Source organism: Bacteroides sp. AF32-8BH, assembly GCF_003435205.1.
Classification (GTDB): domain Bacteria; phylum Bacteroidota; class Bacteroidia; order Bacteroidales; family Bacteroidaceae; genus Bacteroides; species Bacteroides ovatus.
The window spans coordinates 17599-37473 of sequence record NZ_QVLZ01000016.1 but is presented as its reverse complement, the minus strand read 5'-3'; the positions used below and the strand labels follow the sequence as shown (position 1 = coordinate 37473).

Annotated in this window: 26 protein-coding genes; 7 read left to right on the top strand and 19 right to left on the bottom strand. The window is 53.2% G+C overall.

Annotated elements, in window-relative coordinates:
- Positions 1 to 56 precede the first annotated feature (56 nt).
- The 7 genes from DWZ47_RS12840 to DWZ47_RS12810 all read right to left on the bottom strand — a co-directional run bounded on the left by DWZ47_RS12840 (position 57) and on the right by DWZ47_RS12810 (position 4176).
- On the bottom strand, positions 57 to 647 hold the full coding sequence (locus DWZ47_RS12840; RefSeq protein WP_117513393.1) for a DUF4948 family protein: 591 nt from the start codon (positions 645 to 647) through the stop codon (positions 57 to 59).
- A gap of 87 nt (positions 648 to 734) precedes the next feature.
- Positions 735 to 1241, bottom strand: coding sequence for a hypothetical protein (locus DWZ47_RS12835; RefSeq protein ID WP_117513391.1), 507 nt, complete (start codon positions 1239 to 1241; stop codon positions 735 to 737).
- Between the two features lie 197 nt (positions 1242 to 1438).
- A complete protein-coding gene (locus DWZ47_RS12830) occupies positions 1439 to 1780 on the bottom strand; it encodes a hypothetical protein (protein ID WP_117513389.1) in 342 nt (113 codons plus the stop codon).
- Between the two features lie 82 nt (positions 1781 to 1862).
- Entirely contained in the window at positions 1863 to 2519 is a 657-nt protein-coding gene (locus DWZ47_RS12825) for a hypothetical protein (protein ID WP_117513387.1), read from the bottom strand.
- A gap of 72 nt (positions 2520 to 2591) precedes the next feature.
- Entirely contained in the window at positions 2592 to 2813 is a 222-nt protein-coding gene (locus DWZ47_RS12820; protein WP_117513385.1) for a hypothetical protein, read from the bottom strand.
- 68 nt (positions 2814 to 2881) lie between these two features.
- Positions 2882 to 3601: a leucine-rich repeat domain-containing protein gene (locus DWZ47_RS12815; RefSeq protein ID WP_117513383.1), complete on the bottom strand. Its 720-nt coding sequence runs from the start codon at positions 3599 to 3601 to the stop codon at positions 2882 to 2884.
- Between the two features lie 179 nt (positions 3602 to 3780).
- Positions 3781 to 4176: a hypothetical protein gene (locus DWZ47_RS12810; protein ID WP_233525048.1), complete on the bottom strand. Its 396-nt coding sequence runs from the start codon at positions 4174 to 4176 to the stop codon at positions 3781 to 3783.
- 262 nt (positions 4177 to 4438) lie between these two features.
- Between DWZ47_RS12810 and DWZ47_RS12805 the strand changes: the two genes are divergently transcribed.
- The 7 genes from DWZ47_RS12805 to DWZ47_RS12765 all read left to right on the top strand — a co-directional run bounded on the left by DWZ47_RS12805 (position 4439) and on the right by DWZ47_RS12765 (position 10560).
- On the top strand, positions 4439 to 5413 hold the full coding sequence (locus DWZ47_RS12805; RefSeq protein ID WP_117513381.1) for an ArdC family protein: 975 nt from the start codon (positions 4439 to 4441) through the stop codon (positions 5411 to 5413).
- A gap of 69 nt (positions 5414 to 5482) precedes the next feature.
- Positions 5483 to 6133 carry a hypothetical protein gene (locus tag DWZ47_RS12800; protein ID WP_117513379.1) on the top strand — a complete coding sequence of 217 codons (651 nt, stop codon included), beginning with the start codon at positions 5483 to 5485 and terminating at the stop codon, positions 6131 to 6133.
- A gap of 263 nt (positions 6134 to 6396) precedes the next feature.
- Positions 6397 to 6945, top strand: a complete 549-nt coding sequence (locus tag DWZ47_RS12790) for an SLOG family protein (RefSeq protein WP_032581444.1) — start codon at positions 6397 to 6399, stop codon at positions 6943 to 6945.
- Positions 6946 to 7094: 149 nt separating this feature from the next.
- The gene (locus DWZ47_RS12785) at positions 7095 to 8807 is read left to right on the top strand and encodes a ParB/RepB/Spo0J family partition protein (RefSeq protein WP_117513377.1); all 1713 of its coding nucleotides are present in this window, start codon (positions 7095 to 7097) and stop codon (positions 8805 to 8807) included.
- A 109-nt stretch (positions 8808 to 8916) separates the two neighbouring features.
- Positions 8917 to 9519, top strand: a complete 603-nt coding sequence (locus tag DWZ47_RS12780; protein WP_117513375.1) for a hypothetical protein — start codon at positions 8917 to 8919, stop codon at positions 9517 to 9519.
- Positions 9516 to 9737: a hypothetical protein gene (locus DWZ47_RS12775; RefSeq protein ID WP_008629243.1), complete on the top strand. Its 222-nt coding sequence runs from the start codon at positions 9516 to 9518 to the stop codon at positions 9735 to 9737. The genes DWZ47_RS12780 and DWZ47_RS12775 overlap by 4 nt, the downstream gene beginning before the upstream one ends.
- 379 nt (positions 9738 to 10116) lie before the next feature.
- Positions 10117 to 10560: a RadC family protein gene (locus DWZ47_RS12765; RefSeq protein ID WP_117513373.1), complete on the top strand. Its 444-nt coding sequence runs from the start codon at positions 10117 to 10119 to the stop codon at positions 10558 to 10560.
- Between the two features lie 151 nt (positions 10561 to 10711).
- Here the strand turns inward: DWZ47_RS12765 and DWZ47_RS12760 are convergent, their stop codons facing one another.
- Genes DWZ47_RS12760 through DWZ47_RS12705 form a run of 12 tightly spaced genes read right to left on the bottom strand, consistent with a single transcriptional unit; the run spans position 10712 to position 19833 of the window.
- Positions 10712 to 11560 (bottom strand): hypothetical protein, encoded by an 849-nt coding sequence (locus DWZ47_RS12760; protein WP_117513370.1) that lies wholly within the window; start codon positions 11558 to 11560, stop codon positions 10712 to 10714.
- A 31-nt stretch (positions 11561 to 11591) separates the two neighbouring features.
- Positions 11592 to 12248 carry a hypothetical protein gene (locus tag DWZ47_RS12755; RefSeq protein ID WP_010992663.1) on the bottom strand — a complete coding sequence of 219 codons (657 nt, stop codon included), beginning with the start codon at positions 12246 to 12248 and terminating at the stop codon, positions 11592 to 11594.
- Positions 12235 to 12684, bottom strand: coding sequence for a DUF3872 domain-containing protein (locus DWZ47_RS12750; RefSeq protein ID WP_117513369.1), 450 nt, complete (start codon positions 12682 to 12684; stop codon positions 12235 to 12237). The genes DWZ47_RS12755 and DWZ47_RS12750 overlap by 14 nt, the downstream gene beginning before the upstream one ends.
- A 22-nt stretch (positions 12685 to 12706) precedes the next feature.
- Complete coding sequence (locus tag DWZ47_RS12745) at positions 12707 to 13288, bottom strand: conjugal transfer protein TraO (RefSeq protein WP_032581425.1); 582 nt, start codon at positions 13286 to 13288, stop codon at positions 12707 to 12709.
- A 3-nt stretch (positions 13289 to 13291) separates the two neighbouring features.
- Positions 13292 to 14230 carry a conjugative transposon protein TraN gene (gene traN, locus DWZ47_RS12740; protein WP_055268694.1) on the bottom strand — a complete coding sequence of 313 codons (939 nt, stop codon included), beginning with the start codon at positions 14228 to 14230 and terminating at the stop codon, positions 13292 to 13294.
- Between the two features lie 36 nt (positions 14231 to 14266).
- Positions 14267 to 15658: a conjugative transposon protein TraM gene (gene traM, locus DWZ47_RS12735; protein ID WP_055268695.1), complete on the bottom strand. Its 1392-nt coding sequence runs from the start codon at positions 15656 to 15658 to the stop codon at positions 14267 to 14269.
- Between the two features lie 20 nt (positions 15659 to 15678).
- Positions 15679 to 16845, bottom strand: coding sequence for a hypothetical protein (locus DWZ47_RS12730; RefSeq protein WP_117513367.1), 1167 nt, complete (start codon positions 16843 to 16845; stop codon positions 15679 to 15681).
- Complete coding sequence (locus DWZ47_RS12725) at positions 16820 to 17104, bottom strand: TraL conjugative transposon family protein (RefSeq protein ID WP_004327369.1); 285 nt, start codon at positions 17102 to 17104, stop codon at positions 16820 to 16822. Before DWZ47_RS12725 ends, DWZ47_RS12730 begins: the two co-directional genes overlap by 26 nt.
- A 5-nt stretch (positions 17105 to 17109) precedes the next feature.
- On the bottom strand, positions 17110 to 17733 hold the full coding sequence (gene traK, locus DWZ47_RS12720) for a conjugative transposon protein TraK (RefSeq protein ID WP_004327368.1): 624 nt from the start codon (positions 17731 to 17733) through the stop codon (positions 17110 to 17112).
- Between the two features lie 49 nt (positions 17734 to 17782).
- Positions 17783 to 18787, bottom strand: coding sequence for a conjugative transposon protein TraJ (gene traJ, locus DWZ47_RS12715; RefSeq protein ID WP_004327367.1), 1005 nt, complete (start codon positions 18785 to 18787; stop codon positions 17783 to 17785).
- Positions 18788 to 18836: 49 nt separating this feature from the next.
- Positions 18837 to 19466 carry a DUF4141 domain-containing protein gene (locus DWZ47_RS12710; RefSeq protein ID WP_009041281.1) on the bottom strand — a complete coding sequence of 210 codons (630 nt, stop codon included), beginning with the start codon at positions 19464 to 19466 and terminating at the stop codon, positions 18837 to 18839.
- Between the two features lie 4 nt (positions 19467 to 19470).
- Positions 19471 to 19833 carry a DUF3876 domain-containing protein gene (locus DWZ47_RS12705; RefSeq protein WP_010992658.1) on the bottom strand — a complete coding sequence of 121 codons (363 nt, stop codon included), beginning with the start codon at positions 19831 to 19833 and terminating at the stop codon, positions 19471 to 19473.
- Positions 19834 to 19875: the final 42 nt, after the last annotated feature.

Below are 19875 nucleotides of genomic sequence, written 5' to 3'. Positions count from 1 at the left end.
TAATCCGGAGAAGCGGCGTACATGTTGGTATATCCACATGCGTCCCTCTTTTCAGGTTATCGTGAATGGTCTAACTCGATGTACCAGCCTTCCTTGACGGGCTTGTACAACGTGGTGTCGTTGTACGTCCTGCGGTAGATCTCGTTCAGGTCGCCGTGTTCGGTGATACGGATATTCCGGCGGCTTTCCAATCCGGGATCGTAAACGAAACTCTTGGATGTTCCCGCATCCACGATGCCGTGGGAATAGTACGGCATAACGAGGCTCACATATACCGAATCCGCCGTTTCCCATTCCCTGCGGTCAACAAGGACAAGACCGCATCCAATCTCTGACAACAGGGAGTCAAGCAGAAGTCGGTCAGGCTTTAGCAACCCATATACCGGGAGGTCTTGTTCGTCATTCGTTTCATGGGATGTATCGCTTTGCTCTGTTGAATCAAGTATAATGACCTCTTCCGGAGAAAGCGGCGGGTAGTGGAAACTGCCTTCTGAACTCTCTGACATGATTTCGTACACCTTGCGGAACGCCGCCTCGTGCGTGGTAAAGTGGCGTATCATTGCCTCGTCGCTCGGTGGCATGGGCGGCTCTCCGCAGCTTGCGGCAAACAGGCTTGCTAAAAGCAGGATTATGGCGAATGTTCTCATATTTTTATGTAGATGATGCTTGGCAGCGTTTCGCTTTAAGCGGCAGTGCTGTTTGTTATCTAAATCTTAATGTATTTATTGGCAAAATCAAGGCACTATTTCGTAAACGGTTCGCTCATTGTTCCTGAAAATGGTCTGCTCAATCTGGCTTCCGACCTTTACGATACTGTCTATGTCCGCATTGACTTTCAGGCTAAGGACGGGAGCGTATTTCAGATGTTCGTAATCGACCGGAGTATTGTTATAGGTTGTTTCGACAATAGGATAATTATGTTCCTTTGCGAACTGTTTCAAGGTATCTATGTAGGGAAGCTGCTCTTTACCCATAGCTTCAAAATCTATGTAAAACTTTCCGTTCTCCAGCACAAAGTAGATGCAGTCCACACCATTGGAACAAATACCTATAAAATCATAATCAGTATTTCCTGCCTGCACGTTTCTCAATACATCCGGCAGTTTGTCTATCGTAATCCGGGCAGCAACCGGGATATTGGAGTTTATACCGTCGTTTTGCGTCACTCGTTTATTCCCATGCCCGCAACTCAATAAACTTAAGATAGAAGTAAATATTCCCATAATTTTTAAGAATCTCATAGTTTTATGCTTATTATTAAATAGATAACATGTAATTATATACGTTTTCCGCTGTATATCTTCGCTCAATTACAAATATATATATAAGGGCGAAACTTCGGAGCGTTCGGTCTTCCTTTTTTTCTATGGTATGCTTAAAAGCAGTTTTTGCGGGCGGTTGTTTGGGCGTTCCCCTTCGGGTCGGGCTTTTGTAGGTCTTAAAATTCCATATTCTCCTTTTTATAATTTTTATAGCGAATGTTTAGAACACCTTTCCATTCTTGACTTGGACAGGCGTTTATTAACTGGATATATTTGTCGCCATCATCAATACGTATGACAGATTCCACCAGTTTTAATAAGTCCCACTGCAAATCATAAAAAGAACTCTCGGGAAAAATTTGTACCAATACTTCAGCTTCATCAAATGATATGGGGAGTTGTATTCGCTCTAATAATTCATCATAAGAACGTATAACTTCAACAATGCTATCTGGGTCATTGATGCTTTCATTAGGCATACGACCTAAATCTTTCAACTGTAAAATTTCAGTTCTCATATTATTGTTTTTTTAGAGTTCATGATGTCTGGCAGCTAATCGACCTTTCAAGGGAGGTTAAGCCACTTATTAGTTGCCCAATTTATTTATCTACCCATACCTTTATTTCATTATGGAAATGTTTATGAAACATTTTTATCCACAACTCATCGTTACACTTGTCGGGAATGCAAGCGTGGATACACTCAAACCATTGACTCCACATCCAGTCAAAAACTTCTTCTGTCTCCATCATCCAAAGGAGAAAATCTTTCGGTTCCCAGTCAGAAGACTTCATAATGTCCTTTTGAACAATCTTGCGCATGAACAGAAGCCGTTCTCTGGCTTCTTGAGTAGTTATTTTTCCATCCCAAAAATCGGCTGCCGATTGTGCAAAGTCATCTATCTGTTGCCTTGTTGCCGGAGCAAAATACTTCAGATCAAGCTCTTTAACCATGTCTTGCATGAAACGTATCCGGTGTTTGTGCCATTGGTGGTCTTTGTCATCCTCGATATAATCCAAAATAGATTCTGCTATCACTTTTATCGCTCCAAGTCCATTCGAGTTTTCTTTTATCCAATCTTTTGTCAAAGATAAATCACATTCTAATCCATCACGCCGCTTTATTATTTGATTTAAACATTCCTCAGATTCTACAAAAGTGTTTTTTGCCTTTTCATAGCAAACAGCGCATACCTCATGGGGCAGACAAATAGGATGTTGTTCGCAAACAGGACAAATTTTGTTTTTATTTTCCATATTCGTTTAATAGCAACTAATGGGTTGCAGCTAATTACCGTTTAGGCAATTAAGCTATATGTTACTAACATTCTATTCAATCTTTAGAATTAATAGGTTGGAGATGTCATTAGCACCACCTCTACCTGCATCTACATCCACAAAGACATTTCCACATTTACAAGTAGAATATGTTTCAGGATATGATTGTATGATAGACCTACAATTTGAACATAGATAAAATATATCGTTGCCAGCAGGAATACCATCGTACTGGTCAAGATTTACAATTACTATATTTTTCTTTTTCTTCATTTTTCTTATCTGTTGTAATGTCTGGTAGCGTTCCGCTTATTCAGTCGGTTTGCTGTTTGTTGGCTACTTTACCAATTGAGCAAAGGCAACATTTCTTTAAGTTTTTCTTCATTCCCTTTTTTCAGAAACCTTGGTAAGATAGATAAATGCTTGAGTCTCTTAAGGTGTAATAGGGACGAAATATCATAATTCCGATTCTCGACTGTTACTCCAAAATGCAAATATTCAAGTTCAAGTAAACGAGAAAGCGGCTCCATGCTTTTAACGGGCTTACCAACTCCGCTCATTCCTCCATTAGATAAAAATAATTCCTGCAAACCACTTAATTCGGCTATCGGAGACAAGTCATAAAGATGATTAAGATCGCATATATAAAGAGTCTTCAAATTGGAAAGTCTTTTCAGAAACTCAATATTATCTATTCGGGTTATATAGGCAAGCACAAGAACCTGCAATGTCTTTAATGGAAATAAATCAGGAATATTGTCTTGGCTATTACAGTGAATTTGTAAATATTTCAAATTGGGTAAAGAGGACAAAACATCAATGCGTTCTTCATCAATATATCCCAGTTTTATTGCTTCGATTTCATCATTATTCCTTAGAGCGTTCCAATTACTATAAGATAATTTGGTTCTCTTTAAAGGTGTAGGCAAGGACAAAATTTTAGTACCCTTGGGGACTTGGGATAAATCCCAATGTCCCCATACCTCACCTTCCAATACCCCTAAGTGTGCATTTGGGGGCGAAGGACATTTTTCTTCTGATAGGTAATTATTCCAATCCATATTTTCTTTTTGTTACAAGCAATTTATCCGTGACGTTCACTAATTCTATTTCGTTCGACTACAAATATATATCATAAGGGCAAAACTTCGGAATATTCGGTCTTCCTTTTTTCATAGTATGCTTAAAAGCAGTTCTGCGGGTGGTTGTTTGGGCGTTCCCCTCCGGGTCGGGCTTTCCGTTACAAGTCCTCGCTATGCTGTGGGCTTTCCTCTGCAATCCCTAACGTGGGTGAAAGGGCTTTCACTGTCTTGCGCTTGCACCTTGGCGCACGGGCTGTCCCGTCCCGGCGTCTGTTTCCGACCATTCCGTGAGGCTGCATGGCCGAAGCCGGACATCGGGCGGAAGGACAAACGGAACACATCCGTCCGTGCCGCCACACGGGGCTTCGGCTGTTCGCCGAAACTTCCCGTTCCCCGTCCCGCCCGAAAGAGTTCCCCGGCGTTTGTCCGGCAGCCGAAACCTGACCGTGCTCCCATATACTTCTCCCGCCCGTATCTCCTTGCCTTGGGAAACGGGCGTTCCCGGCTCTCCGGAAGGCTTCTTCTTCCCGCGCACCCGGCAAGTAACTTACCATTGACTGGAATAGACTGACAGGGCATTTTTTCCCTAAGCTGATTGGAAAAACATTGACGAAGGTAGGCGGAGGTGAAAGCAAATCCGCAAAAAATGCCAAATCTCCACCCTGCGGGTAGTATTTACCATTTTTTCAGATGGTTGCAATTCACCTTTTCCGCTATCAATGATGGTCAATGTTCTTCCCAATCAGCCAAGGGAAAAAAATTGGTTGGGGCGACAAGCGATGAAAACAGAGTAATAACGATTAAAATTTGTGAGTTATGGCAACAACGAACAGCACCATCGAAAAGATTGCACCGATGTTCACCGATTTGTTAATCAAGAAAATCGAGTGCTTGAAAACGGATTGGCAAAAGCCGTGGATTGCGAGCCTTGAACAAGGTTTGCCCCGCAACATCAGAGGGACGCTCTATAACGGCGGAAATGTCTTGATGTTATTGTTCTACACCGAGTTCATGAAATTCACTTTGCCCGTGTTCCTCACGTTCAACCAAGCGAAGGAAGAGGATTTAAGTGTTTGCAAGGGCGCACGCTCGTTTCCCGTCTATTATTGGTTTAAGTTCGTGGTACACAAGGAAACGAAAAAGACAATCAAGTACGAGGAATACCGCAAGCTGCCCGCAACCGAGCAGGAAAATTACAAGGTCATCCCGCAGATGAAGTATTACAATGTCTTCAACATCGACCAGACCGATTTTGCCGAAAAGCAGCCCGAACGCTACGAGCGCATGAAGAAGGGGGAGCAGCCCGAAGACTGTTCGGACGGGATGATTTACGAGGCGTTGGACGAGCTTGTCTATCTGCAAAATTGGTATTGCCCCATCAAGGTGCAGTATTCGGACAGTGCCTACTATTCGCCCTCTTCCGACCATATCGTTTGCCCGCAGCGTGAGCAGTTCCCGCAGGGAGCGGAATATTACGGCACGCTTCTGCACGAGATGGCGCACAGCACGGGAAGCCCCCAACGGCTGAACCGCACGTTCGGCAGCTTCTTCGGGGATGCGCTCTACGCCCGTGAGGAACTTGTCGCCGAACTTACCGCAGCCCTTTGCGGTGCGTTCTTCGGCTACGCAGCCGCACCGCAGGAGAACAACGCCGCCTATCTGAAACACTGGCTCACCAAGCTAAAGGAAGAACCCGCCTTTTTGGTGGAGATATTGGGGGACGTGAACAAGGCGGCGAAGATGATTGCCGACAAGGTAACCGAACCGATAAACGAACCCGCAGCAGCCTAAGCGGGACAGCAAAGAACAAGAGTTTCAACCAACGGGCGGAGCAGTCCGCCCTACTAAAGACATAAGACGATGAAAACATTATCGGAAAAGGAATTTAACGGGTTAAACATAAAAGTTATGTTTACCGAGAAGGTGGAACAGGCAAAAAAAGAGCTGTCTCCACTCATGCAGGAGATAAGGAAGTACATGCCCCAAGCGGAATACGGCTACCACGTGGTAAGCGGTGAATACCCCGCATTTTACGGCGTGCGCATAGAGTTCACGTACAACGGCATCCGTTTTCATGTGTACAAGATAAACAAAGAGAACAAGTACAAGATAGCCGCCGACATGGAACACTTTGAATATGTCAACCGCTACGACATCGAAAGGGCGGGCAGCCAATACGAAAAGCCGTGCAATATCGGCGTGTTCACCGCCAAGAAAATAAACGATTGGATAAACTACTGCACGCAGATATACAGGCAGGTGGAGCAGGAAAATACGGAGAACGCCCGAAAGGTAGCCGACTTCTTGAAAAGTATCGAGAACGAACCCGTAAGATGGGAAGGGAGAAACCGTTCAAAAGGAACGATAACCCGCAACGGCTTGCGCTTCACTTTCTACATAGAGGAAGGACACCTCTCTTTTGAACTGTCCCTAAGTTATCGGGGAACGGCTGATTACGACACTTTTCGGCTGATAGCCGATAACCGCTATATCCCGAAAGGGAACTGTTAAACAACCACGGGCGGAGCAATCCGCCCGACAATACCCAAGAACATGAAAACGGCATTTGTTTACAAACGGATATACCGCCTAATCCTTTGGGCTTCGGTGGTTTATTTCCTCACCACCACCGCAGGGCGGTTTTTCGCCTTGTCGCTTGTCGTGGCTCTGTTTTACTTCGTGGCACGGCTTGTTCTCGCCCTTGCGTGGCGTCTGTTTGTCGGTTTCGTGTTCGTACTGATAATCATTCTTTTAATACTCTAAAATTTACCGATATGGAAACAAGGACATGGACAGAAAACGGAACACCCGTTACCAAGGAAAAGACGGTAGCCTTTTCGGGACACCGCACCAACCGTATAGCCAAGTTCACGGCAGACCGTGAGAAACTCTTCAGGGAGGTGGCGTTCGATACATTTGTAGCCATCGAGAGTTATTGCATCAAAAAAGGCTACGACACCTTTTTGTCGGGAATGTGCGAGGGCTTCGACCTTATCGCAGCAGAGGAAGTCTTGAACCTCAAAAAGGAATACCCGCATATCCGGCTGAAATGCGTTGTCCCCTTCAAGGGACAAGCCGAGCGGTACACCCAAGCCGACAAGCGGCGTTACGACACCATTTTGGCGCAAGCCGATGAAGTGGTAACCTTGCAGGACGGATATACCGAGGGCTGTTTCTTACGCCGTAACGACTACCTTTTGGAAAACTCCGCTTTTCTGATGGTCTATTACGATGCGGTAGCCGTGGGCGGTACGTTCTACACCCTCAAACGGGCGGTAGAGCAAAAGAAGAAGTTCGCGAACGTATGCTATAACCGCAGGTAGCCCGCAAGGGCGGATTTTCCGCCCGCTACTTTCTTTCGTGAGCCGGAGCGGGGAAAGAAAGATAGCAAAGAAACCGATTGCCCGAACGGAACGGTTTGTCAAAAATCAAAAAGAACAAGAATAAACAATCAACTTAAAAATAACAGATTATGAAGACAAAAGCAAATCAATCAGCAGCAGAGAGAAACATCACGATGGTAGCGTTGGCAGACATTCAGCCGAGCGGTTTCAACCCACGCAAGCGTTTCGATGAAACGAGCCTTTACGAGCTTGCCGAGAGCATCAAGCAGCAGGGCGTGTTACAGCCCATCACCGTGCGACCCGTTGACGGGACAGACCGTTACGGGATTGTTTTCGGGGAACGCCGTTACCGTGCGTCCGTCATTGCGGGCAGGAACGAAATTCCCGCAATCGTAACCGAGTTGTCGGACGAGGAAGCCGAGGAAATGGCGATTACCGAGAACTTGCAGCGCAAGGACGTGACACCCGTGGAGGAAGCCGCAGCCTATCAGCGGCTTATCGAGAGCGGACGCCACACCGTGCAGACCTTGGCGCAACTCTTCGGAAAGAACGAGAACTATATCCGCACACGGCTGAAATTCACCGCCCTTATCCCCGAAATCGCCGCCCTCTTGGATGCGGATGAAATCACCATCAGCGTGGCGGCTGAAATCTGCCGATACGGGGAGGACATTCAGCGTGAGGTGTACGAGAAGCATTTGCAGGACGAGGGAACGTACAACAGTTGGCGGGGACTGAAAGCCGCCGATGTCGCAAGGCGCATCGAGCAGAACTTCACCACCGACCTGCAATACTACCGCTTCGACAAGACCGAGTGCGCCACGTGCGCACATAACACCAATAACTTGCTGTTGTTCCGTGATGGCGGGTGCGGGCATTGCGCCAACCGCACGTGCCTTGCCGAGATGAACGCATCCTACCTCATGGAGCGGGCTGTGCAAATCATGCGGAACCAGCCGGAGGTGTCGCTCTGCCGTGACCGCTACACTACCAACGAGACGGTGGTAGAACGGCTAACCGCTTCGGGCTACGAGGTGGAGACCCTTGACAGGTACACCGCCTTTCCAAGCTGCCCGAAAGAACCCAAAGCCGAAAATTTCAACGACCCCGAACGCTACGGGGAAGCCCGCACCCGCTACGAGCAGCAATGGGCGGACTACATGGAGCAGGAGGAGGAAATCACCCGCAGGAGCGGAGCGGGGGAAATCACCGTCTATGCCAAAATCGGGCAGAAGGAGATTACATTCTGTTACGTGGAGAACATGACCGAAGCGCAGACAGCGGACGGAACGCCCGCACCCGCACCGCTCTCACCCGTGGAGAAGTTGGAGAAGCAGGACGAGCGCAACAAGGAAATCGCACTCGAACGCACGGTGGAGGACACCAAGAAACAGATTCTCGAAGCCGACATCACGGGCGGTAAGTTCAGTGCCGATGAAGATACCATGTTGTACTTCTTCCTTCTGTCCTCGCTCCGGAAGGAACACTTCGCAGCCGTGGGGATTGCGGAAGACAAGCCGTATATCACGGACGAGGACAAGATGGGGATTATCGGCAACCTCACCGTGAGGATGAAGACCATCATCCGCAGGGACTTCCTTGTAGCCAACTTCAAGGGAGCGTATGGGAACAACACCGTGGCGACCCTCTTGCTCGACTTCGCACGCAGGCACATGCCGGAGGAACTCGCCAACATCGAAAGGGAGTACAACGGGGTGTACGAGAAGCGTCACCAGCGCATCGAGGAAAAGAAAGCCGTCCTCTTGGTACAGGAACGGGCAAGGGAGCGCAAGGTAACGCAACCCGAGGAACAACCGCAACCCGAAGAAATTGCAGCCTAAGGACAAAGGGCAGGGCGGAGAAATCCGCCCGCTACTTTCTTTCGTGAGCCGTGGCGAAAAAGAAAGATAGCAAAGAAACCGATTTTCAAACTTTCAAATTTTCAAACTTATGCGAACCGTACAGAGAACCTATACACTATTCGGCATTGCGGAACTGGAGGACGAAGCCCGTCAGAGAGCCTATACCGACTGGCTTGCCAAGGGAAACGATTACCCGTATGCTTCCGAGAACTGCGACACGCTCGAAGCCTTCTGCAACCTTTTCCGTATCGTCTGCACCAACTACCGTTACGACAGTTGCACATACGCTTACCGTTTCTATACCAAGCACGAGACGGACACGGAGGAACTTTCAGGCATCCGCTTGCTGGCTTACCTCTATAACAACTTCCATGCGGGGTTGTACAAGCCCAAGGTCTATTGGACGAAAGACCGCAAGAAAAGACGCAGGAGCCGTATCTCCGTCACTTGCGAATGCCCCTTCACGGGCGTTGTGTCGGACGAAATCATCTTGCAGCCCCTCATGGACTTCATGCGCTCGCCCGACACACGGAATTTCAAGGAACTCATGCGTGACTGTCTGGAAAACTTCTTCCGCTCGTGCCGAGACGATTGCGAGTATTGCGAGAGCGAGGAATATTTCACGGACGAGAGCCACAGGAATAATTGGGAGTACCTTATCGACGGGACACTTTTCAAGGAAACGGCATGAAGCAGGAAATCAGACAGAACGGGAAAACCGTCCTTTACAGCGAGGACGGTTGCAGCATCCCCATGATATTCAACAACCTTGTCGGGAAGAACCTCAAAGGCAGGGAGTATTCGGACTATATCGCTCTCGTAGCCATTCCCGACATGGGATTTACCTACGGGAAGATAGCGTATTATTCGGACGGGAATTTAATCGCAACGGGGGAAATCAAGCCATAACCTTCCCCCCTCTATGTTTCATCGCCGCAGGTCCGGGACGGGTAGCGATCCGCCCGGACTTCTATTTTTACCCGCCCGTGGGAAAGGATTGACCCGACATTTCGGACGCACTTCTTTTTCTTTCGGTGAGCCGGATGCGGACAAAGACAAAGAAGCAAAAAGAAACCCCTTGACCTACCGGATTTTTAGCCAAGCTCCACACTCATTTTTTAGCAAATCTACGGGGAAAAACGGACAAGTAGCAAGGCTGAACCTGACGGTTTTGCGCACAATCTCCACACCTTCGGGTCGTATTCCACGCAAAAGCCTTGCATGAAGTCCGTTCTTTCCCCGTGCCCCAAAGCAAAAAATAAATGTTTCACTTTTAATTTTTTGCATTATGAATACACTGTCTTTTCCTCAAATCACCGTAAGTTACAAGGATGCTGACGCATCCAAGAGAATTAAAATCCACTCTTCCAAGGAGTCTTACGACATCCTCAAGACCTTCTACGAGGACTGTATGCAGCACCACGAGGAGTGCTGGGCGATGTACCTGAACCGGGCAGGCAAGCTGCTGGGCGTTTCGTGCATCTCACGCAGCGGGATAGACTGTACGGTGGTGGACATACGCATCGTTCTTCAGACGGCTCTCGTTTCCCATGCTTCGGGAATCATCCTCTCGCACAACCACCCTTCCGGCTCGACCGTGGCGAGCACGCCGGACAACAACCTGACCAGCCAGTTGAAGAAAGGCTGCGAGGCAATCGGCATACAGCTTTTGGACCACATCATACTGACCGAGGACACCTACCTCAGCTACATGGACGAGGGGATGCTTTAAGCGTCCCCTTTTTTGCTCGCTATCCTTTTTGCACTTCTTTTCTTTCGTGAGCGGGGCGGAAAAAGAACAAGAAGCAAAAGAAACCGGAAGACGATAGGGCGGATATGAAAAAAGCATCCCGAAGGATGCTTTCCATTTCGTCCGGCTCACGCTACATCTTCAATCCCCGTTTCCGCTCCTGCCGGATGTCGGAGAAGGAGAACTTCCCCGTCTCCTTGTCGAACTTCACCGCCTTGTCCTTCTGCACGCCGTCCGGCGTCTCCATCCGTTTCACATTCAGCGGCTTCCCGTTGTAGAAGTCCGTCATTTGCCGGTAGCTGAACTTTTCCCCCGTCAGGCTTTCCATCAGGCTGTTCAGCGTGTAGATGCTGTCTTGGTTACGCACGCTCTCCGGCACGAACTCCGGGTGATTCTTCACCCAGTCCGGGTACAGCGTCTTCGCCATCAGGCAGACCTCCGGCGAGCGTTCCGCCCACGGGATCATCATCAGCGACTCCCGGCTGTGGGCGGCGCACCTGACATACACCTCGGGCGTGAGCAGGCTTTTCGGCACTCCGCCACGCCCGACGGCGGACATCCCCGATGTTTCCACCGCCACCCGCACCCGCTCCGGCGTTTGCAGGTGTACGGGCAGGATGCTGATGCACCTGCCGTCCAGCGGCAGCAGGAAGTCCGCCATTTCGCCGTTCATCACCTCCGGGCGGATAGCCACCGCCACCCCGTAGAGTTCTTCCGGGTTGTTCTCCCGGCACTCCTTCAGCACCTCCATGCACACCTCCGGGGACGGGATATGCTGGACCAGCCCCCGGTGGAAGTCGTTCCCGAATCCCGCTTCCGTTTCCAGCGCCTTCCGGCACAGTTCCGGCGTCTTCATCTCCTCGGGCACGTTCTCCAACTGCCAGCCGTCCTCTTCAACGGCGGCACGGCAGACCTCCGCCGTGCGGTCGTGCCTGCATATCATCTCTAAAGACACTTGATACATTCTTTCTTCTCGTTCCATGTTTTTACATTTTTTCTTGTTATAACCCCCTTTAAACATCCACCGACAACACGCACATCCATCCGCCGCTCTCCTCGTCCGGCGTCCAGCATCTCGCCCGGACATGGCAATAGCCTTCATTCTTTATCCACTCCAGCAGGCTTTCCGCTTCATCGCATTCCGTTTCCGCCAGCAGTTTTCTATCCGCCTCCGAGAGCAGCGGCTTTATGTTCACGAACTCACGCACCTCCGGGTATTGCGGCAGCGTGTCCGGCACGTCGATATGCACAAAGTATTTCCGGAAATAAAACCGGATTTTCCCGCTTTTCCGTTCCACGCCCCGGGCTGGATAGGATGGCGGCACTTCTGTTTTCATCCGCCTTCCGGCATCGTGCACACGGTATCTTTGCAGCGTCAGCGTGCAGCACGGTGTCCCGTCCCTGCGCAGGTGAAATCCCCGTTCCGTCACCCGGAACAGCTCGTGCTCCACGACCCGGCGCATGGTCCGGCAGTCGTCCTTCATGTCTTCCCAGACCTCCCCGGCGGAAACCGTCTCCAGCATGGCGAGCGTTTTCTCCGACAGCAGGTTTTCCGGACGTATATTGTCCCCCGCTTGTGGAAGGACAATGTCCGTCCGCCACTTCGAGACATGCAGGGCTTCGGAAAATTCCGGTATGTCGAGGTATAGAACCAGATCATTCCGTTCCATACCCGTCCTCCTTGTCGTTGTCCGCATTGAAGTCGAACTCCAGCTCGACCGCCTGACCGTCCGAGTCCTCCACCCAGACGGTGAAGCCGCTCTGCTCGTCCGACAGCGGGGTGTAATAGAGCCGGAACGTCTCTTTCTCCAGCGGGTAGCGGTCATTGGGCAGCAACACCGTGCCGTCGTCCAGTTTGAGCGTCCCTTCCCCGTCGAAGAGGAACCAGCGGATCGTGTACCGGGTGTCCTCCCAGCGTCCTTCCCGTTTCAGCTCGCACCGTATCTCCGCCGTCTCGTTCACTTTCAGCTCCTTCGGGACGGGCATCGTCTCCACCGTGAACGGGTATTTCGTCTGAATGTCCAGCCCGTCATTACAGGCTGCGACCAGCACGAGGGCGGCCACGATGTAGCAGCCCGTGAGCATTTGATAGATTATCTTTTTCATATACTTTGCAATCAATCAGTTATTATCGAATCATAAAACGTATTCCCACGCCGACCTGCGTGTGGAATTTCCCGCAGTCGCCGCCGAACAGCACCCTTTGGCGACCGTTTACCAGCAAGACAATCTTGTCCGTCACGTAGGCGGACAGCTCCAGCGTCAGCGCACCCCCGTAGATGAAATTGTCCTCATCCGTGAGCCGGGAGCCGTCCGGCAGCAGGCTCTCGCCCCAGTTCACCGTCTCGTACCCGGCAAGGGCGGACAGCCCCAGTGCGGCGAAGAACGTCTTTTTCCGGTCGGAAAGGAAGTTCAGGTAATAGCCACCCTCGCCCGTGAACTGGCTCGCCGGATAGAGGCAGTCCCGGTAGCCGTATCGCTTCTCCAAGTATTCCGCACCGACCACCCAATGGTGGGCGTTCTTCGTGTAGGTGCTCACCGCTATCCCGGCGTGGTAGCCGAAGCCGTCGCCGTTTTTCCAGCGCATGTTGTCCGACAGCCCGCCCGTGAGCTGTATGCCCCTCATTCCGGGCAGGCACCGTTGGGCGTGTGCCTGGTTCACATGCAGGCACACCCCGAAAAGCAGGATAATGAACAGTAACCTTTTCATCGCTTATTTGATTTTCAGTTCGTTAATCTGTCTTGCCGCCACGAGGTCGGCGTTCTCCACCCGGATGGTCTGGTGCCTGCCGCCGTCCTTCTCGAACAGCTCGATGACCAGCAGCTTGTCGTCCGGTATGGTGAACTGCGGGACGGCATACACCGTGCGCACGTCGCTTTTTCCCTCCGTCACCAGCACCTCGTTGTAGCTGCGCACCGGGTCGATCACCCGTTCCTGAATGGCGGTGCGCTTCGGCACTTTCTTGTCCACGATCTTGAACCGGATAAAGTCCGTCCGGAAAGCCACGTTCGACCTGTTCCTCGTTTCCGTGTGGAAATAGAACAGCCCGTTGTGCGAGTGGACGGATTTCAGGAGGAACTGCACCCCGAAGCGTTTGCAGCCCAAGTGCCGGATCTCCCGCCTGTCCTCCTTGTAGATGCTCTGCATGATCAGCTTCACCAAGAGCGGGCTTTCGCCCGCCAGCTCACGGAAATGGATGTTCATGCGGGTATGCGAAAAGTCCGTCGTGTCCCCGTTCTCCAAAAAATCCTTCATCTCGATGTTCAGCATCTCCGGCTCGTGCGCATACCGGGCATTGAATGAATAGAAACTCCCGTCCTCGCAGATGACGGAAAAGTTCGTTTCCCCCGGAAACCCCTCGGTCGCCGCCTTCACCCGGATCACGTTCTCCGCACCGTCCGCTTTCCCGGCGATAATCCAATTGCTTCCCAAATCCACGTACCGCACCGCCGAGGGGAAGATGATATGCACCGTCTTGGCGAACGTCACCTGCACCCCGTGGGGCGTCACCATCTGCCGGTAGGGTAGCTTCCGTGTAATCCCCTGATACAGGTCGTTGCCCGTGGTCCGCTGTATCGTATCATTCACTTGTGCGTTCGCACCCGTCACCATGCCTACAAGCAGGGCAACCCATCCAAAAATCTTTTTCATTGTCTTTACTTTTTAATGGTTTTATAATCTGTTGATTTATTGTTGTTTGGCGTAGAGCATCAGCGGATCACCCGCTTTCAGGTGCACCTTTACCGTGCGGAACTTCTTGGCGAGGTACTGGCTGCCGCCCTGCATCAGCCCACGGGTGATGTCCATCGCCACCTGTTGCCCGGCGCTCCGTGCGAACGAGATGCTCGTTCCCAGCCCGCCGCCGATGTTCGCCATCGCCTCCTTTGCCGCTTCCCGCTCCAGTGAGGTTTCTATGCACAGCCCTTTCATTCCCTCGTTGTCATAGACCGCCAACTCCACCGGCAATATGTTACCTTGGTACTGGACGGACGATACCGTGATGTCGAGCCGTTCCCCCTGCACCTTGCCTGTACCGGATACCACCGTATTGCGTGGGATGGTCAGGTTTCCCGCCTGCAACGGTTCGAGCAGCCGGAGCTTCACCTGCTGACCGTCCATAACCGTCTGGTCTTGGTGGATGCAGGCGGCTATCGTGTTCTTCCCGAGGGCGTACCCGCTGCCCACCGCCGTGTTGAAGCCGTAGTTCCTCGGCTGGCTGTACCGCCGCATGAACTCCGCATCGCTTAGGGGCTGTCGCAGCCCCGATACCGTCCGCTCCCGTGCCGCCTGCACCGCCACGGCGGGCTGTCCCAAGCCGTTGCCGTTCTGCACGGTGGCGGGTGTCTGCACGGTTGCGCCGTCCTGCCCGTTCTGCCCCATGTACTTGGCGGCAAGCTCGTAGCTCTTCTCCATCAGTGCCACCTGATCGTCGATTCCGCCCGCCTGCCGTTCCCTTTCTTCTAACTTGGCGGTCAGCTCCTCCACCTGCCTTTTCAGCTCCTCCTTTTCCCCGTCCACCTTCGGCTCTTCGTAGAACGAGCCGAGTTTCCGGTTGATGTCCCGGTAGGCGGCGACGGAAGAGCGGCCGCCGCCGTTGCCCGAGTAGTCCCTGAACGGTTCCCGTTCCGGCTCGCTGTCCGGCAGTTCCATTTCCACCCCGTCCGCATCGCTCTCTTCGGAGAAGGCGAAGTCCTCCAGCGAGCGCACCTTCTCTGCCTGCCGCCTTTCCGCCTGCGCCTGCTCGTAGGCTTTCCGCTTGTCGCCGATGATCCCGTCGTTCTCCGGCAGGGGGATGTCGGCGTTGAACGCCCCCACGGTGTCCCGGTTCACCTCCCGCTCCTCCGAAGGTGCGAATATCAGCCACATCGAGCCGAGGAACAGCAAGCCCATCAGCGGATATACCATCAGCTTCTTCCGTTGCTGCAACTGTTTCGGCGTGAGCGGCTTGGCTGTCTTCTTTTCCTTTTTCCCGCCGCCCTTGTCCTCCTTCTTTCCGTTCCCCGTCTCCGGGGCTGCGGCATCCGCCGCCTTTACGTGCTGCGTTGCCGTTACTTTTTCTTGGTTCTGTTCTTCCATCATGTCAAAAATTTATGGTTGTCCTACATTCTGATTCTTCTCCCCGGAGGCTTCCGCCTGCCTGTCTCCCCGGCTTGCCGCTTGCCGGGTGGTTCCTTCCGTTCCCGTTTGAGCGATGCCGTGGGGCTTGCCCGGTTGTCCGCCCGCAGGTGCGCAGCCTTCCGTTCCCGGCTTGCCGCCTTTTCGGGGAACAGCCTCGCTTCCAGACCTGCCAGTTCTTTCGCCGCCCGCTCCCGAATGGCACGGTTGTGGCGTCCGATGGCGGCTTCCGGGTAGTCACGGGAGAGGTCGCCGTTGTCCTCGCTCAGGTGGTAGTCCCACCTTAGCCGGGCGATGCCGGCAAAATCCTCCATCAGCCCGTACTTCTCCACCGTCTCCTTCGGTACTTCCCGCTGACCGTCCCAGCCGTGGCGGGCGAGCCCGTGGAGCAGCGCCCGTTCCGCCTTCACCGCTTCCAGATAGTCGCCGGGCAGTATGCCGCCCGTCTTCCTCTCGTAAAGGGCGGCGGCTTGCCGCATCAGCTTTCCCCGCTCGTCCGCCTCCCGCAACTCGATCTGTTCCATGACGGTGTGGTTGTCGCCCCGCATCTCCTCGCTCCATTCCCGGCTCAGTTCTTCGAGCCTGCGGTAGCCTTCCGCCAGCCCGTGGCGGATGGCCACCGAGTCGTCCGGTTTCTCGCCTTTCAGGGCAAGCCTTTTCAGTGCGTCGAGGTCGCCCTCCCTCATGCAGCAGTTCAGCAGCCGGTGCGCCGCATCCCGTTCCGCCTGCGCTTCGGGGGATAGCGGCTGCGGGGCGTTGCGCCTCGTGTACTCGTGCTCCAGCACCTTGTATTGCGCCGCCAGACGCAGCATCGGGCTTTCCGCCGCCTCCTTCACGCTCCGGGGGATTGCCGCCCCCTCACGCATCCCGTAACGGGTCTCTTTCAAGGCGTCCATGACCGCCCGCCATTCGGGATAGCCCGTCTGGTACACGTACCGGAAGAACCTGTGTTCCAGCAGCAGCTCCGCCTGTTTCCTTGTCACCTCCGGGCAGTCCCGGTAGTCCCTGACGGACTGGAGGATTGCGCCGGCATCCGCACGCCTCTTTTTCAGCAGGCTCCCGAAATACGCCGTTGCCTGCCTCATGTTCCGCTCCTCCTGCCGCTCCCGGCGGCGGAGCAGCCACTCACTCAACCTCTCCGCCAGTCCCATGCCGTCCGCTTTCAAAAGGGTTGACAATACTGTCATTGGGCAATTGCAGGCGCCTGACATGCTCTATCCCCAGTTCCTTCCCGTCGTTCCTGCCGATGCGGTAGATGGAGGCGACGGTCATATAGACCGACAGTGCGCCGAACGCCGCCAGCATCACGAGGATGATTGCCACACGCATGTCGGGCGAGATACGCCCGGCGAGGCGGCGGAGCTTCCCGTCCGCCCAGTCCTGCGCCTTTGTGATGAACTTGCCTATCATGTCCGTCAGCGTTTGAGGGTCTGCAAATCCTTGTTCTCCGTGACCTCGAAGCCCTCGATGATGAAGCCCTGCGGGTTGTTGTCGCTCCTGACCGCATCCAGCAGACGGCAGCGGGTCACAAGGCTGCGCTCCGTAACAGAGCTTTCCCTAAGGATGATCTGCCGGGCGAATGTCCGCACGCTGTACGGGTACTTGTCGAAGTCGCACCGCAGGCTGTCTATCTCTATCATCTGGTTGATGTTCCCCGAGATTATCCGGTTGTAATACCCCTTTTCCGAGAGGTCCTTGTAGTAGTTGAAGGCGCTCTTGTCCGCCAGCAGCAGCGAACGCCTGATGTTGCCCTCGATAGCCGACTTGTCGGGCGAGAGCGTGAAGAACAGCTCGTGGAAGCGGCGCACGTGTTCCCGTGCCTCCACCGGGCGGTTCTGCCGCACGTCCTGCGAGAGTGCCAGCATCAGGCTCTTGCCGTTGTCCAGCACGTAGATCTTCTGCCGCTGCGCCTCGGCGAAGCTGTACGACTTCCACAGGGCGAAGCCCGTCACCACGGCGCACAGGCTGGCGAACACCAGCGTAAAGAGCCGTATCTGCCTGAAGCTCGTTTCGATATTTTTCAAACTTTTAAATTCCATGTTTCCGGTTTTTTATTCGTTATGACTCATGTTCTTGGGACATCCGCCGCTACTTGACGATCCTTCCGGCGATGTTCCCCACGGCTGCGCCCGCACCCGCTGCGGCGACGTTGCCTATCTTCGTGGCGGTCTGGTTCATCGCACGGTTGGCGTGGCTCACCCCGCCCGCCATGATGATCCAGTTGGCGACGGTCGGTATGGTGAAGTACCCGAATATCCCGATGATTAAAAAGATGATGTACACTGTGTTCGAGCTGTCCGGGATGAAGGTCGGGTCGCTCATCGCCTCGATGTCACGGGTGAGCATCAGCACTTGGATGCGTGCCAGCACCGAGCTGAACAGGTCGCTCACGGGCAGCCACATGTAGATGGAGATGTACCTCGTTATCCACTGCGTGAGCGTGCTCTGGAACCCGTCATAGACCGAGAGGGCGAACGCTATCGGACCGAGGATGGAGAGGGCGATCAGGAAGAACGTCCGTATCGTGTCGATCACCAGCGCAGCCGACTGGAACAGCAGTTCGAGCAGTTCTTGGAACCACAGCCGGATGCTCCGCTTCATGTTGTACTCCGTCCGGTCAATGTACATCACCGCCATCGTCTTCAAGTCCTTGGGCGACCAGCCCAGCTCGTCGAGCTTCTTGTCGAAGTCCTCCTTGCTCGCCAGATACGCCTTCTCCGGGTCACGGCGGAACGCCTCCCTCTCCAGCGTCTCCTTCTGTTCTCGGTATCGGTTCATGTCGAAGGTCTGTGATTCGAGCATCCCGTGGCAGCCCTTCACCACGGGCGAGAGCACCGTGTTGATCGTGCCGATGACGAAGGTGGGGAAGAAGAGGATGCACAGCCCGATGGCGAACGGGCGCAGCAGCGGGTACACGTCGATGGGCTCGGCACGGGCGAGCGCCTGCCACACCTTGGCGGCTACGTAGAACAGCGCACCCAGCCCGGCGATTCCCTTGGCTACCCCCGTCAGCTTCTCGCAGAGCGGCATCATGTCCTGATACAATGCCTGCAATATCTCGTGCAGGTTCGTGAAGTCTATCGCTAACAACATAGTCCTATATTATATTTATGTACGTGAACATTATTATATATTGCCACTCTCACCAGTAACGGTCTTCCGCATCCCCGTAGAGAGCCACCACCCGGTCGGCGTCCTTTTTCTTCTTCGCCCGCAGGTAGCTCACCGAGATGTTCTTGTCCGTGTAATACTGCACGAGGTTGCGGTACTCCAGCAGTCGCTTGTAGCTCTGGTCGATGATCGCCAGCCGCTCGGCGTCCGAGAGCGACATCCCCGTCACGTTCACCACGTTCTTCAGATCTTGCAGGATGTCCGCGCTCTCGGAGAGCAGCTTGGCGTACCCGAACGAGATGGTTGACAGCTCGTCCGGCGTGTAGTTCGGGTCGCCGAGCATCTTCTGGTAGTTGCGCACGTAGATTTCCGAGATGTCCGCCACCATCTCGATGGACTTCTTCACCTTCACGCCGCCTTTCACCACGTCATGCACCGCCTTGAGCGCATCGTAATACTTCCGTCCCTGCTCGAATATCTTCGCCGTCTCCTTGAATCCGTCCAGCGTGTGCTGTGCGGTGGCGGAGGTCTCCACGATCTCCTTGGTCGTGTTGATGATGCCCTGCGCCAGATTGCCGGGATCGTGTACGACCCACTGGGCGTTGGCCGCACCTGCCGTCAGGCACGCTACGCCCACGATGATTGTCTTTATCGTTCTCATGTCCTTACTGTTTTAGGGTTCCGTCACTCTTTCTCCTGTACTCTCCGCCCGGCGACAGCCGGATGCGGTCTTTCTCCCGGTCATAGTCCATCATCACGGCGAAGCCCGTCTCGATGAACAGCACCCCTTCCGTTTCCCGGACGAGGTAGGTTTCCGCTTCACTGCCGCCCGTGTGGTTCCTGTGCATGACCGTCACACGGTACCTGCCGTCCTCTTCCCAGAGGGTGAAGGGCGGCTTTCCGCCCGTGCTGACCCATTCGCCGCACATCTTTTCCAACCGTTCCGCATTTGTCTCCTTGCAGGAAATGACAAACGCCAGCGCCGCCGTCACCGCCGACAGCAGCAGGATTAAATTCAATCGTCTCATCTTGATTCCGTTTTTTTAAGTTTTACAAAATTTTATTCTCTC